Source organism: Pseudomonas sp. S3_C06, assembly GCF_054667675.1.
Genome location: NZ_CP162747.1, coordinates 232,511 through 248,813 on the forward strand (window position 1 = coordinate 232,511; position 16,303 = coordinate 248,813).

13 protein-coding genes are annotated in these 16,303 nt (G+C 58.8%); 1 reads left to right on the top strand and 12 read right to left on the bottom strand.

The genetic code is table 11. The features are described from left to right. Positions 1-17: 17 nt before the first annotated feature. Both AB4N44_RS00975 and AB4N44_RS00980 read right to left on the bottom strand, forming a co-directional pair. Positions 18-875: a DUF4123 domain-containing protein gene (locus tag AB4N44_RS00975; protein ID WP_316918260.1), complete on the bottom strand. Its 858-nt coding sequence runs from the start codon at positions 873-875 to the stop codon at positions 18-20. Next, positions 866-2,914 (bottom strand): type VI secretion system Vgr family protein, encoded by a 2,049-nt coding sequence (locus AB4N44_RS00980; RefSeq protein ID WP_460110673.1) that lies wholly within the window; start codon positions 2,912-2,914, stop codon positions 866-868. The genes AB4N44_RS00975 and AB4N44_RS00980 overlap by 10 nt, the downstream gene beginning before the upstream one ends. Before the next feature lie 374 nt (positions 2,915-3,288). On the opposite strand from AB4N44_RS00980, the gene AB4N44_RS00985 reads away from it, so the two are divergent. Beyond that, positions 3,289-4,590 carry an OprD family porin gene (locus AB4N44_RS00985; RefSeq protein ID WP_460110672.1) on the top strand — a complete coding sequence of 434 codons (1,302 nt, stop codon included), beginning with the start codon at positions 3,289-3,291 and terminating at the stop codon, positions 4,588-4,590. 131 nt (positions 4,591-4,721) lie between these two features. Here the strand turns inward: AB4N44_RS00985 and AB4N44_RS00990 are convergent, their stop codons facing one another. From AB4N44_RS00990 to AB4N44_RS01035, 10 genes are all read right to left on the bottom strand, one after another. Beyond that, entirely contained in the window at positions 4,722-5,342 is a 621-nt protein-coding gene (locus AB4N44_RS00990) for a transglycosylase SLT domain-containing protein (RefSeq protein ID WP_007912129.1), read from the bottom strand. 45 nt (positions 5,343-5,387) lie between these two features. Further along, the gene (locus tag AB4N44_RS00995) at positions 5,388-6,326 is read right to left on the bottom strand and encodes a carbohydrate kinase family protein (protein WP_316918263.1); all 939 of its coding nucleotides are present in this window, start codon (positions 6,324-6,326) and stop codon (positions 5,388-5,390) included. 13 nt (positions 6,327-6,339) lie between these two features. Next, a complete protein-coding gene (xylB, locus tag AB4N44_RS01000; RefSeq protein WP_460110670.1) occupies positions 6,340-7,836 on the bottom strand; it encodes a xylulokinase in 1,497 nt (498 codons plus the stop codon). A gap of 292 nt (positions 7,837-8,128) precedes the next feature. Next, complete coding sequence (locus AB4N44_RS01005; RefSeq protein WP_160039810.1) at positions 8,129-9,601, bottom strand: mannitol dehydrogenase family protein; 1,473 nt, start codon at positions 9,599-9,601, stop codon at positions 8,129-8,131. A gap of 15 nt (positions 9,602-9,616) precedes the next feature. After that, positions 9,617-10,720 carry an ABC transporter ATP-binding protein gene (locus tag AB4N44_RS01010; protein WP_460110668.1) on the bottom strand — a complete coding sequence of 368 codons (1,104 nt, stop codon included), beginning with the start codon at positions 10,718-10,720 and terminating at the stop codon, positions 9,617-9,619. A gap of 126 nt (positions 10,721-10,846) precedes the next feature. After that, positions 10,847-11,677 (bottom strand): carbohydrate ABC transporter permease, encoded by an 831-nt coding sequence (locus AB4N44_RS01015; RefSeq protein WP_460110666.1) that lies wholly within the window; start codon positions 11,675-11,677, stop codon positions 10,847-10,849. An 8-nt stretch (positions 11,678-11,685) separates the two neighbouring features. Then, positions 11,686-12,612, bottom strand: a complete 927-nt coding sequence (locus tag AB4N44_RS01020) for a carbohydrate ABC transporter permease (RefSeq protein WP_038367588.1) — start codon at positions 12,610-12,612, stop codon at positions 11,686-11,688. Between the two features lie 154 nt (positions 12,613-12,766). Continuing rightward, positions 12,767-14,077, bottom strand: a complete 1,311-nt coding sequence (locus AB4N44_RS01025) for an ABC transporter substrate-binding protein (RefSeq protein WP_460110664.1) — start codon at positions 14,075-14,077, stop codon at positions 12,767-12,769. A 346-nt stretch (positions 14,078-14,423) separates the two neighbouring features. Continuing rightward, positions 14,424-15,329 (bottom strand): AraC family transcriptional regulator, encoded by a 906-nt coding sequence (locus tag AB4N44_RS01030; protein WP_127927280.1) that lies wholly within the window; start codon positions 15,327-15,329, stop codon positions 14,424-14,426. Between the two features lie 67 nt (positions 15,330-15,396). Further along, positions 15,397-16,287: a phospholipase gene (locus tag AB4N44_RS01035; protein ID WP_460110662.1), complete on the bottom strand. Its 891-nt coding sequence runs from the start codon at positions 16,285-16,287 to the stop codon at positions 15,397-15,399. Between the last annotated feature and the right edge of the window lie 16 nt (positions 16,288-16,303).

Consider the following 16,303-nt stretch of genomic DNA (forward strand, 5'->3'; position numbering starts at 1 on the left):
TCTGTTGTCGCGTCGCCCTAACGTTGGGCGACGGCGGCTGATTCCAGGAGCCGATCTACTTTGATAAACGACTCGTCCTTAGATTGCAGGATCGCCATGATCTCAGGCTGTGTTTCGAATAGCGGGCCGTTCACGGCGTGGCCAAGCTTGAGCAGGTGATCACCGTCATAAATATTGCTTTTGAGCAGCAGGTCGAGGTTGTCAGCGATATCGTTCAGGCGCTCATCGTCTGGTTCTTCAAACGCTGCGTATTCCTCATCAATCCAATAAACCCATCCCAGGCGCGCTTGAACTTGCGCGGCTGCCTCGGGAAGGTTGAACGCCGCTTTGTCACCAAGCCACGTCGATTCCTCGTTGGCTTTCCAGGCCAACCATGGACCGCGCTGCTGACCGAAATGTATCGGCGCAGGGCAGTAGATGGCGTTCCAGCAACCCAGCAACTGATCGAAGGTTTTCCCAGCTGTATAAGTCAGCGCTGCCCACAGACTCGGTTTGTGAAAGCTCAACAAGCTCTGCCCACCGGAACCGTCATTGGCTCTGAGCAACCAGCGCGCATGAGCCAATGCTTGTTCAGGATCAGGTGTTGAGATCGCTATTCCCGAAAAGCGTTCCTCACAAAGTTTTGCCGCTACGTTTGCCACTTTGCTGCCCCGAGGAGCCACCAGCCACAACGGGCCATCAGGAATCTCTGCGAAGTCAGTGCCGAAAAACAGCCCTTGGGAAACCACCGGTTCGCCTACTCGGTAGAGTTGACTCAATGCTTCTGGCTGGAGTCCCTGGTCGATGATGAAACAGAGCGACTCGCTCGCGGCCGGCAGGTCAGAAAAGTTGTAGCGAGGCTCTGCGAGCAGAGCGCTCAGCGCTTTTACATGCATGTGCAATCCTTACGGCTGCAAGCGCCGTTACTCTGTTTTCCGCACAACGGTGTGATGCCAGACTCATTCAGACGGGCGGGGAGTGGTGCTTTACCAGCCTTGTCCGCATCCGCTACTTTCATCGGTCCCGGCAGCAATGGTGCCGCAGGCGTCCCAACCCCAGGCGAGCCGCCGGTATTGATCTTTACCTCCGCGCCGCTGATGGTCACACCACCTGCATCCACCTTCACAAAACTCCCACCAGCCTTGGCCGTGAGCTCCATTGCGCCTTCGACCACAACCTTCTGGCCGGCGTAGTAATGGATTTCTGACCCGGCCTCAACAAACTGCGCAGTCCCCACCTTCAGATGCTGCGTCACACCCACCGTCAAGTGATCATCCGCACGCATCTCGCTGATGCGATCCAGATGCGTAATCCGGTGCTCTTCAACCTTGAACTCACTGAGCGTGTTGGCTTCAACGGTGTCATGCCGCTCATTGCCGACGCGAATCTTCTGGTCGTGCTCGATGTTTTCGTCCCAGTCGCGTTGGGCGTGGATGTAGATCTGCTCGGCGCCTTTCTTGTCTTCGATGCGGAACTCGTTGTAGCCCTTGCCGCCCGGTGAGCTCAGGGTTTTGAAGGTGCTGCGGGTTTTGTTTGCCGGCAGGTCGTAGGGGACGACGTTTTCCTTGTGGTACAGGCAACCGGTGACCAGCGGCTGGTCGGGATCGCCTTCGAGGAAGGTGACGAGGACTTCCATGCCGATGCGCGGGATGGCGATGCCGCCGTACGCTGCGCCGGCCCAGCCGCTGGCGACGCGCATCCAGCAGGTGGTTTTGTCGTTGGATTGCCCGTCGCGGTCCCAGTGGAATTGCACTTTGATGCGGCCGTACTGGTCGCAGTGGATTTCTTCGCCTGCGGGGCCGGTGACGACGGCGGTCTGGCTGCCGAGGACTTGCGGTTTCGGGTGTTCAAGGGCAGGGCGGTAGTGTGCGTCCCACGGGGTGGCGAGGAAGCTGTTGCGGTAGCCCTGGTGGAAATCGCTTTTGTTGTCGGTGACGTCGCTTGTGACGTTTTCGCCGAGCACTTGCGGCTGTTTGCCTTCGTGGAAGACTTCCAGCAGCAGCCACAGGTCGTTCCACTCGGCGCGCGGGTGTTCGGCGAGTGTGAGGAAATGGCCGCTGGTGAGGGTTGGTTCGTCACCTTTGCCTTCGGCGAGTTTGTAGTCGCTGCGATGGCGTTCGAGGGCGCGGGTGGAGAGGAACTTGCCGCGCTCTCGAGTGGTGAAGCGGCCGGGGTAGTCGTAGTCCTCGAGGTCCGGGGCGAACTCGGTTTTGACCGCGCCTTCGGGGAGGATCTTCGGTTTTTCGAAGTCGTAGTCGCGGCGGCTGACGCGGGTGGTGCGGGTTTCCAGGCGCAGGTTGAAGCGCTTGATCACCGGTTTGTCGGCGGCCATGCCGGAGTCTTGCTGGTAGCTCACCGGTTTCAGCTTGCGGAACACGGTCTGGTCGTCGCCAAACACCAGTTTGTGGCCGCTGCTGCTGTGCTGGAAGTGGAAGTGAATGCCTTCTTCTTCGCACAGGCGCTGGATGAAATGCAGATCGGATTCGTCGTACTGCACGCAGTATTCGCGTTCCGGGTACTCGGCGCCGAGCTGGAAGCTGTAGGCGTCGGCGAGGATGCCGCGATCCTCCAGCACCTGGGCGATGATCTTCGGCACGGTCAGTTGCTGGAAAATCTGCTGATCGTGGTTGTGCCGCAGGTAGGCCAGTTGTGGCACCAGGCTGAGGCTGTAACGGGTCAGGGTTTTGCCGGAGTCGCCTTGCTCGATGCGATAGACCAGACCGTGGATCTTGCCTTCGCCGGTCGGGCCGAAAGTCAGGACGCCGGGCTTGTGCAGCAGCTCTTCGAGTTTGAGGTCGGGGCGGGCGCTGACGAGTTCGAGGTCGAAACGGAACGGTTCGTTGAGGGCTTCGCGACCAGTGAAGCTGAGGACTTGCAGGTCGGCGTTGGCGCCTTCAAGCGTGAGGGTGATGTGGGTTGCGTTGGCGTCCAGCATGCCTTGAATTCCGTCCGTTGAATAAGCAGGTGACGGATGATGGAGGATTAAGCGGCCTCGTTCAAGGCACAAAAGCCGTAGGTCTGGCAGGTTTGCGGTATAGGGAAAACCCTTAGATGGGGTGTTTGGCCTAATGAAACCGGGTGTTTAGTGCGAATTGGCGTTGATCGCCGGCAACTTTTCCCACGATCCAGGGTTGAAGAATCCTCAGTCAGATTCAGACTAAAGTCGCCTGTAGCACGTCAAAGCCATCTGCCATCATTGCCGCTCACCCCTGCGTGTTCACTTTCTCCTGGTTCAATCTGACCCGGGACGGGAGCTATTTTTCTGGCTTGTTGCGCGCTTGCGCAAACGCTGCATTGTTGGAGTTTTTCATGCGTCCCCCATTTTCCCTCATCACCCCGCGCCAGTTGTTTGGCTTCGGAGCCGTTGTGCTGTGCGCAGGTTTTACCGCACAGGTTCAGGCCAGCGGATTTTTTGAAGACACCACGGCGAGAATCGAGTCGCGCACGGTGTACTTCAACCGCGATTTCCGTGATGGGAGCACCTCGAACGCTCAGGGCGCCTCCAAGCGTGAAGAGTCGGCGCAGGGCTTTATTCTCAATCTGCAATCGGGCTACACCGAAGGTACGGTGGGTTTTGGTATCGATGCGCTGGGCATGCTTGGTTTTCAACTCGATTCCAGCCCGGACCGCAGCAACAGCGGCTTGCTGCCTTCCAGCGGCAACGATCCGCGCGGCTCGAAAGGCCAGTACGCGAAAATGGGCCTGACCGCCAAAGTGAAGGTTTCGGACACCGTGCTGAAGTACGGTGCGCTGCTGCCGGATCTGCCGCTGCTGAAATACAACGACGGTCGTTTGCTGCCGACCATGTTCAACGGCGCGATGCTCACTTCTAAAGAGCTGAAAGACCTGACCTTCATGGCCGCGCGCCTGGACAAGTACACCGCGCGCGATTCCACTGATTCGCAAGACATCCGCGTGCACTGCAAGAACAAGCGCTACGCCTGCAACACCACCGCCGACCATTTCGACATGTACGGCTTAGATTACAAGATCAATGATCGCCTGACTGCGCAGTATCACTACGCCGAACTGGAAGACATTTATCGTCAGCACTTTGTCGGGCTGCTGGGTAATCAACCGTTAGCTGGCGGCGTGCTCAAAGCGGATCTGCGCGTGCTGAAAAGTGCCGACAGTGGTGATGCCAAGGCCGGTTCCATCGATAACCGTGCGTTGAGCGGCATGTTGTCGTATGCGCACAGCGGCCACACGTTCAGTGCCGGTTGGCAGCGTATGAACGGCGACAACTCGATGCCGTACCTCGATGGCAGCAATCCGTATCTGGTCAACTATGTGCAAGTCAATGATTTCGCCGCTGCGCAGGAACGCTCGTGGCAGTTGCGTTATGACTATGACTTCAAGGCCATTGGCATTAATGGTTTGAGCTTCCTGACCCGTTATGTGAACGGTGATCACATCAAGGTGTTGGGCAGTGATCAGGAAGGCAAGGAATGGGAACGCGACAGCGAGTTGAAGTATGTGATTCAGACGGGCACGTTCAAGGATGTGAGTCTGCGATTGAGGAATGCTACGTATCGCACCAATTATGAGAAGTTTGCCCGGGATGTGGATGAGACCCGGTTGATTGTGAGTTATAGCTTTTCGGTGTTGTAAGGCGTGGAGTTGTAGCGTCTGATCGACTGCTTTCGCGAGCAGGCTCGCTCCCACATGGGTTCAATGCCGGACACAACATCTGTGTTCACTGAAGATCTATTGTGGGAGCGAGCCTGCTCGCGAAGGCGTCCTTACAACCAATGCCAGAACCGGCTCCAGAACCCCCGATTCAAATCCTCTTTGCACCCGGCATATTGCCGCGCATATACATCCGAACGGTTCTGCACTTTGCGCGCCGTTGGCATCAGCCAGGCTTTGCTCGCGTAAGTCTTGTTGCGGAACCCGCCCCAGCCTTCGTGGTAGTTGAGGTACTGGTTATAGGCGTCGTACTTGTAGACGCCGTTGATGGAATAGGTCTTGTCCATGTACCAGCCGACAAAGTCGATGGCGTCGTCGAAGTCTTCGCGATCGGCGCCGCTGCGGCCGGTGCTTTTCTGGTAATCGGCCCAGACTTCATCCTTGGCTTGCGCATAACCCGAGGCGGTCGAGACGCGGCCCCACGGGATCACCCACAGCAGGTATTTGCGCGGGGTCTTGGCGTCGTAGCGGTAGCCGGATTCCTGATACATGATCGCGAAGGGCACCTGAATCGGTACGCCCCAGCGTTTTTGCGTGACTTGCGCAGCGTCGTACCAGTCGCTTTTTTCGCGGAAGATTTCGCAGATGTCTTCCGGCGAACGGGGCGGCGAGGTGCCGCACCCGCTCAGTAGCGTTGCCAGTGTCAGTAGTCCAAGCGTCTGCCTGTAATTCAAAAGCCGTTATCCCGTCGTGCGCAAAAAGGCCAACAGTCTACGCGCTCAGCTCAATTGATGACGATAGGGCAGATCCGGACCGGTCTTGCTGCAGGTCAGCGCGGCGGCTTGCACAGCGAACTTGAGCATGGCGTCGATCTGCTCGCGAGCGAGTTGCTGCACGCCTTCGACCGAATCCAGACCGTGCTCGGTCAGCCAGGTGATCAGCGCGGCCTGGAAGGTGTCACCGGCGCCAACGGTATCGGCGATCTTCACTGAGGCCGCCGGCACCGACCAGTTGCCATGCTGGCGGCTGAACACACTGGCGCCGTCGCCGCCACGGGTGAGGAAGACGATCTGGCAGCGATGTTCGAGCCAGCCTTCGATCACGCGTTGCGGGTCCTGTTCGGGGTAGAGCAGGCTCAGGTCTTCGTCGCTGACCTTGATCAGATCGGCCAGTGGCACCAGCGTCGCGATGCGTTCGCGCCACAGGTCGATGTTCGGCTCGGGATTAAGGCGCACGTTCGGGTCGAGGGTGATCAGGCGTTTGCCGCTTTCGCGCTGTACCAATGTCAGCAAGGTGTCGCCGATCGGCTGCACCACCAGCGAGAAGGAGCCGATGTGCAAGCCGCGCACCTCAGGGCCCAACACCGGCAGATGCGCAAGACTCAGTTGCCGATCGGCACAGCCTTCACCACGAAAGCTGTAGTGCGGCGAGCCATTGGCACCGACGGCGACCATGGCCAGCGTGGTCGGCGCGGCGAAATCCACCAGATAGTCCGGGCGCACACCTTCATCCTGCAGCACTTGCTGCAAGCGGCGGCCAAGGTAGTCGGTGGACAGTCCGCCAAACAAGGCCGAGTCCACGCCCAAACGGCGCAAACCGACGGCGACGTTGAACGGCGAGCCGCCGGCAATCGCCTTGAAATTCACTTTCGAGGCCAGTCCGCTGGCGTCGTCTTCGCTGAAGAAATCAAACAGGGCTTCGCCACACACCAAATACATAATTGTTTGCTCTTTATAGGGTTGCGACATGCTGTTGATAGCGTTCATAGGCCTGCTGAAACGCCGCGACGTTGGCGGCAATCGGCAGGGTTTCACTGCTGGAATCGAGTTTCACGCAGCGCTGGCACAGGTCGGCGAGGCTGTCTTCGTGGCCGTTCGACCAGGATTTGCACCACGCCGCTTGAATCGCTGCGCCAAGGGCGGCGGCTTCACTTTGTTCGGTGCAGATCACCGGGGTGTTCATGATGTCGGCGACGATCTGCCGCCACACCGCGCTTTTCGAACCGCCGCCGATCAGGCAAATGCTGCGGCTTTGTAAACCATTCTGGCGGAGCAAATCCAGTCCGTAGCGCAAACCGAAGGTGGTGCCTTCGACGGCGGCGCGGCACAGATTGGCCTGAGTCAGGTTGTCCAGCGTCAAGCCGTGCAGGCTGCCGGTGGCGTGGGGCAGGGCGGGCACCCGTTCACCGTTGAGGAATGGCAGCATGCTCACGCCGTCGGCGCCGATGGGTGATTGCGCGACGAGGCGGTTGAATTGCTCCAGGTCCAGATTGAACAACTCGCGAATCGCGCCAGTAGCATTGGTCAGGTTCATGGTGCAGATCAGCGGCAACCAACCGCCGCTGGACGAACAGAACGTCGCGACCGAGGCGTCCGGGCTGACTTTCGGCACCTCGGAATAGGCGTACACCGTGCCGGAGGAGCCGAGGCTCATGGTGATCGCGCCGGGCTGAATATTGCCGGTGCCGATGGCGCCCATCATGTTGTCGCCGCCACCGCTGGAGACCTGCGCATTGGGGTTGATGCCGAGGTGTTCGGCAATCGCCGGGAGGATGGTGCCGACAGATTGATGTGCATCGATCAGCTCAGGCAGGGCGGCTTGCAGGCGCCCGCTGGCGTCGATGTCGCGCAGCAGTTGCAAGTCCCACTGGCGGGTGCGCACGTTGAAATAGCCGGTGCCGGAAGCGTCGCCGTACTCACTGCACGCGCGGCCGGTGAGCCAGAAGTTCAGGTAGTCGTGGGGTAGCAGAATGCGTGCGATGCGTGAGAACACCACGGGGTGCTGTTCTTTGGTCCAGAGCAGTTTCGACACCGTGTAGCCCGGTGCGATGACCACGCCGAGGCGTTCCAGTGAGCCTTTTTCACCGCCCAGATGAGTGAGCAGACGGTCGTTCTCGGCGCTGGTTTCGGTGTCGCACCAGAGCTTGGCCGGACGCAGCACTTCACCTTGGTCGTCGAGCAGGACCAGACCGTGTTGCTGGCCCGAGACGCCGATGCCGAGGATCGACTGGCCATCGACATCCGCCGCCTGCAGTGCGCGGCGGGTGGCGAGGGTGAAGGCTTCGAGCCATTGCTGAGTGTCTTGCTCGCGACGGCCGTTGGCGCCGCTGATCATCGTGTGCGCGGCGGCGCCCTGGCCGAGCACTTGGCCGCTGGCGGCGTCGAGGATGATGGCTTTGGTGCCTTGGGTGCCGCAGTCGATGCCTAGGAACAGTTGTTGTGTTGTCATGTGTGAACCCGTTGGGTTGCGGTGAAGATCAAGAGCTTACCCCCTCACCCCAGCCCTCTCCCCCAAGGGGGCGAGGGGGAAAGGGAGCCGATCGGGGGGCTGTTCAAAAGCTGAGTTCGACTCCGGGTCTCTCAAACCGGGGTTGTTCAAAACCTGAGTTCGGCTCCGGTTCTCTCAAACCGGGGCTGTTCAAATCCTGAGTTCGACTCCGGACGTTCAGGTCGATGTAACTTGCACAAACCACTCGGTCAGTCCCCTCTACCTCCGGGAGAGGGCTAGGGTGAGGGGCTTTTCAATCCAGAATCCGCTGCAAAGTCCGCGTCACACCTTCTTCACGCAAGCTGTTGCAACACCACTCAAACGCCGCCACAAACGCCGCCGAACGCGGTATCGCCGTGCCGAAAATCTCTTCAACCGCCAACAACCGCTGCGTAATTAAAGCATCGTCCGCCACCAACGCCTGACAAAACGTCGCGCGCGGATCCGGGATCGAATAGCTATCGCCATTCTCATCCACCCCCTTCAAATACAACGCCCACGCAGCGACCACCAGAGCCGCACGCTTGGTCTCCTGCCCATCAGCAATCAAGCGATTGATCGTCGGGATGGTGAACTTGGGAAACTTCGACGAACCGTCCGAACACACCCGCTCCAGCTGATCGGCAATCGCCTGATTGGAAAACCGCGCCACCAATGTGTTTTTGTAATCCGTCAGATCAATGCCAGGCACCGGCGCCAGTTGCGGGGTCACGTCCAGGTCCATATAAGCGCGCATGTAGCGCACGAACAGCGGGTCGTTCATGGTCTCGTGCACAAACCGGTAGCCCTTCAAAAAGCCCAGATACGTCAGCGCGAGGTGGCTGCCGTTGAGCAATTTGATCTTCATTTCTTCGTAGGGCGAAACATCATTGGTGAACTGCACGCCAACCTTTTCCCAGGCCGGGCGACCGTTGCCGAATTTGTCTTCCAGTACCCACTGCACAAACGGTTCGCAGACCACCGGCCAAGCATCGTCGACGCCGTGTTTGTCGGCCAGTTGCAAACGGTGCGCGGTGCTGGTCATGGGGGTGATGCGGTCGACCATGGCGTTGGGGAAACTGACGTTGGCGTCTATCCAGCTGCACAGATTGCTGTTGCGCAGTGTGGCAAAGGCCAGCAGCGCCTTGCGCGTCACGGCGCCGTTGTGCGGCAGGTTATCGCAAGACATTACGGTAAACGCCGGAATGCCCGCTGCCCGGCGCTTTTCCAGGGCTGCACACAAGAAGCCGAACACGGTTTTCGGGTCGTCTGGGTGGGCCAGGTCGTGTTGAATCTGTGGCAGGTGCGCCATGAATTCGCCGTTGCTGTCGTCGATGCAGTAACCGCCCTCGGTGATGGTCAGCGAGACGATGCGGATTTGCGGGTCGGCGAGTTTGTCGATCAACGCCTGGGCGCCGTCCTCGGCCAGCAGCATGTCGCGAATCGCGCCGATCACGCGCACTTCGGTGTCGTCGCTGTCACCGAGTTCGAACAGGGTGAACAGGTAATCCTGCTCCTTGAGGTCGTCGCGTGCGCGGCGGTCCTCAGTGCGCAGGCCGACGCCGCAAATCGCCCAGTCGAGGGCTTCGCCGGTATTCATCAGCGCGTCGGTGTAATACGCCTGATGCGCGCGGTGAAAGCCGCCGACGCCAATGTGGGCGATGCCCTGGCGCGTGTCGCTAAGGTTGTAGGCCGGTAGTTGCACTTCGGCGGCCAGACGATGGAGGTTCTGTTGGTTGAGTTTCATCGGGAGTTCTCGAAATCAGGCCGCAGCGCGCAGCGGACGGGTCAACGCGACACCTTCGGCATCGAATAAATGGCAATGAGCAGCATCGAGGTGCAGGCTCAGTTGTTCGCCGTAACGGCTGGCCAGATCACCGCGCACGCGCATGGTCAGGGCTTCGCCGGCGTTGGTGGTGACGTGGCAGAAAGTGTCGCTGCCCAGGCGTTCGCTGACGTCGGCAGTGACTTGCAGGCTGCAGTCGCTCGGTTGCGCCAGTTCCAGATGTTCCGGGCGAATGCCGAGGGTCACGGCGCTGCCGACACTGAGGTTGGCAGCATTGAAGGGCAGGGTGATGCGCGTACCAGCGTCCAGCGAGACTTCGCAGCTCTGGCCGTCGACGCGGGCGATCTTGCCTTTGAGGAAGCCCATTTTCGGCGTGCCGAGGAACCCCGCGACGAAGAGGTTCGCCGGGTTGTGATACAGGTCCAGTGGCGAGCCGACCTGTTCGATCTTGCCGCCATTGAGTACCACGACTTTGTCGGCCATGGTCATCGCTTCGACCTGATCGTGGGTCACATAGATCATCGTCGCTTGCAGGTCTTTGTGCAGGCGCAGCAGTTCCAGGCGCATCTGCACGCGCAGCGCGGCGTCGAGGTTGGACAGCGGTTCGTCGAAGAGGAAGATTTTCGGATTGCGCACGATGGCGCGACCGATGGCGACGCGCTGGCGCTGACCACCGGAGAGCTGTTTCGGCTTGCGCTCAAGCATCGGCCCGAGTTCGAGAATACGCGCCGCTTCGCCGACTTTCTTCTCGACTTCGGCTTTCGGTACGCCGGCCAGATCGAGGGCGAAGGACATGTTTTTCTTCACGGTCATGTGCGGGTACAGCGCGTAGGTCTGGAACACCATCGCCAGATCGCGCTTGGCCGGGCTGACTTCGGTGATGTCACGGCCATCGAGTTCGATGGTGCCGTCGCTGACTTCTTCCAGACCGGCAATCAGCCGCAGCAGGGTGGATTTGCCGCAGCCCGACGGGCCGACGAAGACCACGAATTCCTTGTCGTTCACTTCAAGGTCGATGCCTTTGATGATGGAGAAGCCTTCGAAGCCTTTTTGCAGATTCTTGATTTTCAGGTTGGCCATGATGATGGGCCTCCGCATTGTTGTTTTTTTAAGATCAAAAGATCGCAGCCTGCGGCAGCTCCTACAGGGGGACGGCATGCTTTATGTAGGAGCTGCCGAAGGCTGCGATCTTTTTCTTTTCAATCTTCATTTCACGGCGCCGAAGGAGAGGCCGCGTACCAGTTGTTTCTGGCTGATCCAGCCGAAGATCAGAATCGGCGCACACGCCAGGGTCGACACCGCCGACAATTTGGCCCAGAACAACCCCTCAGGACTTGAGTACGAAGCAATCAAAGCGGTCAGTGGCGCGGCTTTCGACGAGGTCAGGTTCAGCGACCAGAACGCCTCGTTCCAGCACAGGATCAGCGACAGCAGCACGGTCGAGGCAAGGCCTCCCTTGGCGATCGGCAGCAGCACGCGGACCATTTCCTGCCACAACGTGGCGCCGTCGAGGCGGGCGGCTTCGAGGATATCTTTGGGGATGTCCTTGAAGTAGGTGTAAACCATCCAGACCACGATCGGCAGGTTGATCAGCGTGTAGATCACGATCAGCGCGATGCGCGTGTCGAGCAGGCCGAAACTCTTCGCCAGCAGGTAGATCGGCATCAGCACGCCCACCGGCGGCAGCATCTTGGTCGAGAGCATCCACAGCAGCGTGCCTTTGGTGCGCTGGGTTTCATAGAACGCCATCGAGTACGCCGCCGGTACCGCGATCAACAGGCACAGAGCCGTGGCGCTGAAGGAAATCAGCACCGAGTTCCAGGCGAAACTTAAGTAATCGCTGCGCTCATTGATGTGCAGGTAGTTCTCCAGCGTCGGCGTGAAGATGAACTGCGGCGGCGTGGCGAACGCATCGATTTCGGTTTTGAAACTGGTCATCACCATCCACAAGATCGGGAAGAAAATCACGATCGCGATGGCCCAGGCCAGGGTGCCGAGCAGCAGGCTTTGCAGCCGGCGGGATTGTTGAAGAGTCATGGCAGGCCTCAGGCTTTGTCAGTCAGGTTTTTGCCGATCATCCGCACCAGAATGATCGCGGCGATGTTGGCGATGACCACGGCAATCAAGCCGCCCGCCGAAGCCATGCCGACGTCGAACTGCACCAGCGCCTGGTTGTAGATCAGGTAGGCGAGGTTGGTCGAGGCGTAGCCGGGGCCGCCGTTGGTGGTGGTGAAAATCTCGGCGAACACCGACAGCAGGAAGATCGTTTCGATCATCACCACCACGGCAATCGGCCGCGCCAGATGCGGCAGGGTCAGGTGCCAGAAGATCGCGATCGGTCCTGCGCCGTCGAGGCGCGCGGCTTCTTTTTGCTCCTGGTCGAGGGACTGCATCGCGGTCATCAGAATCAGGATGGCGAAGGGCAGCCACTGCCACGAGACAATGATGATGATCGACAGCAGCGGGTAGTGCGCAAGCCAGTCCACCGGTTGCGCGCCGAACAGCTTCCAGATGTAGGCGAGGATCCCCGAGACCGGATGGAAAATCAGGTTCTTCCAGATCAGCGCACCGACCGTGGGCATGATGAAGAACGGCGAGATCAGCATGACCCGCACGATGCCGCGACCAAGGAATTCACTGGCCTCCAGCAATGCGCTGATCAACACGCCCAACACCACACTGATCAGCAATACGCTACCCACCAGCAGCAGTGTGTTGGTGGCGCCGGGCATGAAGCCCGAATCAGTCAGAAAATAGGTGAAGTTCTCAAGCCCGACGAATTCGTTTTCGCCGGGGTAGAGCAGGTTGTAGCGGATCATCGAGAAGTAGATGGTCATGCCCAGCGGCACGATCATCCACAGCAGCAACAGGGCCACCGAAGGGCTGACCAGAAACCAGCCGGGATTGCGTACGCGGACCTTGCGCGCAGGTTGCGACAGGTCGAGGTGGGCTTTGGCAGTTGAAGTATTCATGGCGATCACAACCGAGTCATACAGACCTATGGAGATCTAATGCAGGAGTGAGCCTGCTCGCGATGGCGGTGTGTCAGTCACCGTCTGGTTCAGATTGAAAACCGCCATCGCGAGCAGGCTCACTCCTACAAAAGGCAGGAGCGAGCTTTGCGGGTTACTTGGGATAACCGGCGCGCTTCATCTCGCGTTCAGTGGTTTGCTGCGCGGCAGCCAGGGCTTGATCCACCGTGGTCTGGCCGATCAGCGCCGCCGAGAACAGCTTGCCCACCTGGGTGCCCACGGCCTGGAATTCAGGAATGGTCACCAGTTGAATGCCGATATAAGGCACTGGTTTCAGCGTCGGTTTGCTCGGGTCAGCCGCTTTCAACGATTCCAGGGTGACCTTGGCGAACGGTGCGGCGCTCATGTAGGCATCGCTGTAGGTCGAGGCGCGAGTCCCCGGCGGTACGTTGGCGATGCCGTCGGTCTTGGCGACCAGTTCGCCGTACTCTTTGGAAGTCGCCCAGGCGCTGAATTCTTTGGCGGCGTCTTTGGCTTTGGAACTGGTCGGAATCGCCAGCGCCCATGAATACAGCCAGGCCGAGCCTTTGTCGGTCACTTGATGCGGTGCGAAGGTGAAGCCGACGTGATCGGCGACCTTGCTCTGGGTCTTGTCGGTGACGAACGAACCGGCGACGCTGGCATCGACCCACATCGCGCATTTGCCGCTGTTGAACAGTGCGAGGTTTTCGTTGAAACCGTTGCTGGAGGCGCCCGGCGGGCCGGATTCCTTCATGGTGTCGACGTAGAAATTCAGCGCGTTTTTCCACTCGGGGCCACTGAATTCCGGTTTCCACTGCTCATCGAACCAGCGTGCGCCGTAAGCATTGGCGACGGTGGTGATCAGCGCCATGTTCTCGCCCCAACCGGCCTTGCCGCGCAGGCAGATGCCGTACTGCTCTTTGTCCTTGTTGGTGAGTTTTTCGGCGAAGCCGGCGATCTGCTCCCAGGTCGGCCGCTCGGGCATGGTCAGGCCGGCATCCTTGAACAGGTCGGTGCGGTAATAAGTGATCGAGCTTTCTGCGTAGAACGGCAGGGCGTACAGCGAACCCTTGACTGACAGGCCTTCACGCACCGACGGGAATACGTCGTCGAGGGCGTAACTGGCCGGCAGATCCTTCATCGGTTCCAGCCAACCCTTTGCGCCCCACAGTGCCGCTTCGTACATGCCGATGGTCAACACGTCGAACTGACCGCCCTGAGTGGCGATGTCGGTGGTCAGGCGTTGGCGCAGAACGTTTTCTTCCAGCACCACCCAATTGAGCTTGATGTCCGGATGCTCGGTCTCGAAGGTTTTCGAGAGCTTTTGCATGCGGATCATGTCGCTGTTGTTGACGGTGGCGATGGTCAGGGTCTGGGCGCCAAGGCTGACGCTGCTGAGGGTCATGCAGGTGAGGGCAAGCAGAGCTTTTGCAGTGGGTTGCATCGTGCACTCCTTTTCTGCACCCAAAGGGTGACAGAAGGACAGTTATTGTTTTTGTGTCTTCCGACGACTGGAAGAATGTGCACTGATTACAGCCTTCAATCGCAGGGCTGACAAATCATCCCTAGCACTTTTATCGATACTTTTTTGCACTTGGCTTTTGTGGGGGCAGCGCAGGGCAGGGCTTTGCAGCGGGGAAACGCTATCGAATGCGTACAGGTTTCACGGCATTGCGACGTCCTTTGTGGGAGCGAGCCTGCTCGCGAAAGCGGTGTGTCAGCGACAGATTTGCCAACTGATCCTCCGCCTTCGCGAGCAGGCTCGCTCCCACAGGGGGAGAATCGGGTTGTCAGTGGTGGTTCTGTTCAGTCAGGCGCTGCACCGCGAGCCGGCGGTAATGCGACGGCGTCATGCCCTTGAGCTGCTGAAAGCGCCGATTGAAATTGGAAATGTTGTTGAAGCCGGATTCAAAGCAAACCTCGGTCACCGGTTTATCACCGTCGGCCAGCAGCTCGCAGGACTTGCTGATACGCAAGCGATTGACGAACTCGATGAAATTGCGCCCGGTGGCCTGTTTGAACACCCGGCTGAAATAGGTCGGCGTCATGCCCAGATGCTCGGCGACTTCCTCCAGCGAAATATCCCGGGCGTAGTGACTGAAGATGTAATCGACCGCCCGGTTGGTGCGATCGATATTGTGCTCGTCGGCCAGTTGCGGGGTGTTGGCGCCGGACAACAACTGGAAATCATCGCTGGCCGCGAGCAGTTCCATCAGGATGAAAAAGTGCCCGAGTCGAGTGATGCCTTTGCTGTCGGCGATGCGTTGCATCAGCGTCATGGCCTGGCCAATAGTGCGTTTGCAGCGAAACTCGATGCCGTACTGCGCGCGCTCCAGCAACGGCGCCAGGGTCTTCAGTTCGGCAAACACCTGGTGGCCACTTTCGAACAACTCGTCGGTGAAGTTGACCAGCATGTCGCGCTTTTCTACCACCTCGTCTTCCGCCACCTGACTGATCCAGTTGTGCGGCAGGTTGGGGCCGGTCAGGAACAAGGTCTCGGGGTGAAAGTTGCCGATATAGTCGCCGATGAATACCTTGCCGGAGCTGGCGACGATCAGGTGCAGTTCGTATTCCTTGTGAAAATGCCAGCGCACCAGCGGGCACGGAAAGCCATGCTGGCGGTAGATGATGGACAACCCGTTGTGGTCATCCATCAACTCGTATGAAGGGTCGGTCACGCGCGCGGTTCGGGTCATGGCGAGCTACTTTTTTGTTATCGCCTGCCGATCATGCCTCGTTTCTCGGGACTTGCGCCAGCTTCACTCAAGCGGTCTGCTCGCGGACGCTGTTTCTGGACTTCTCGATGGCTTTTTCCAGATTGGCCATCTGGCAAAAACGCACAATGTTCGAGTTTTTTATAAAGTCGAAATTGATGATGTTGCACTTTTTAGCCCAGTCGGATCGGGTCGGGTCAAACCAGTTGTCGAGTTCTTCCAGAATTCGCTTAGGACCGCCGCCTAGCGAAAAACTGGTCGCCGACAGCGACCACGGGCGAAGTGTGCTGATGGGCGTGCTCAATACTTTTGTGATGTACACCTGCAGCTCGAGCGGAGTGACAAACCTTTGGTCTATCCACTTGTGGTGGATTTTTCCAAGAATTCGGTGGTCCTCGGTTTCCCAGGTCATGGAGGCTGCCACCATGATTCTCTGCAACGGGCTGATCGCCTTGAGCTGGCCTAGAGTCAGGTGCAGATTGCGGGTAGGGATCATCCGTTCACCCAGATGCTCCAGCATCAATGCCTGAAATTCCGAATGATCGAAGGCGACCTTGTCTTCTCCCAGTTCATGAAAGTCCAGAATGATGAATTCATCGATGTTTCTTTCATAGAAAGCTTTTACGTCACGGACAAGATCTGCAAGCGTACGGGAAGAACGGTAACCGCCATGATGGAAACTGAACCTGGCGAGGCCTTGTGCTTTATTGTCAGACGTCAGGCGTATATCGAGTGCACGGGCGCCGCGATTCAATTGTGAATAAAAGGATACGTCCTGACAGGCAACCCAGTTTTTACCGGGTATCAGCGCATAACCCGCTTCCCAGTCGCAGCCAGCATTATGGGCACCCGGCAAGCTCAGTTCGAAAAGCGACAAGTTGTCGATTTGCGGCGAATCAGCCATCCATTGATGAGGCTGGAAGTTATCAATATTGTTCATGTTGTACATCCTGCGA

Coding starts and splice junctions, on each gene's coding strand:
- AB4N44_RS00975 (WP_316918260.1), bottom strand. CDS start 875: ATGCATGTAAAAGCGCTGAGCGCTCTGCTCGCAGAGCCTCGCTACAAC.
- AB4N44_RS00980 (WP_460110673.1), bottom strand. CDS start 2,914: ATGCTGGACGCCAACGCAACCCACATCACCCTCACGCTTGAAGGCGCC.
- AB4N44_RS00985 (WP_460110672.1), top strand. CDS start 3,289: ATGCGTCCCCCATTTTCCCTCATCACCCCGCGCCAGTTGTTTGGCTTC.
- AB4N44_RS00995 (WP_316918263.1), bottom strand. CDS start 6,326: ATGTATTTGGTGTGTGGCGAAGCCCTGTTTGATTTCTTCAGCGAAGAC.
- xylB (WP_460110670.1), bottom strand. CDS start 7,836: ATGACAACACAACAACTGTTCCTAGGCATCGACTGCGGCACCCAAGGC.
- AB4N44_RS01005 (WP_160039810.1), bottom strand. CDS start 9,601: ATGAAACTCAACCAACAGAACCTCCATCGTCTGGCCGCCGAAGTGCAA.
- AB4N44_RS01010 (WP_460110668.1), bottom strand. CDS start 10,720: ATGGCCAACCTGAAAATCAAGAATCTGCAAAAAGGCTTCGAAGGCTTC.
- AB4N44_RS01015 (WP_460110666.1), bottom strand. CDS start 11,677: ATGACTCTTCAACAATCCCGCCGGCTGCAAAGCCTGCTGCTCGGCACC.
- AB4N44_RS01020 (WP_038367588.1), bottom strand. CDS start 12,612: ATGAATACTTCAACTGCCAAAGCCCACCTCGACCTGTCGCAACCTGCG.
- AB4N44_RS01025 (WP_460110664.1), bottom strand. CDS start 14,077: ATGCAACCCACTGCAAAAGCTCTGCTTGCCCTCACCTGCATGACCCTC.
- AB4N44_RS01030 (WP_127927280.1), bottom strand. CDS start 15,329: ATGACCCGAACCGCGCGCGTGACCGACCCTTCATACGAGTTGATGGAT.
- AB4N44_RS01035 (WP_460110662.1), bottom strand. CDS start 16,287: ATGAACAATATTGATAACTTCCAGCCTCATCAATGGATGGCTGATTCG.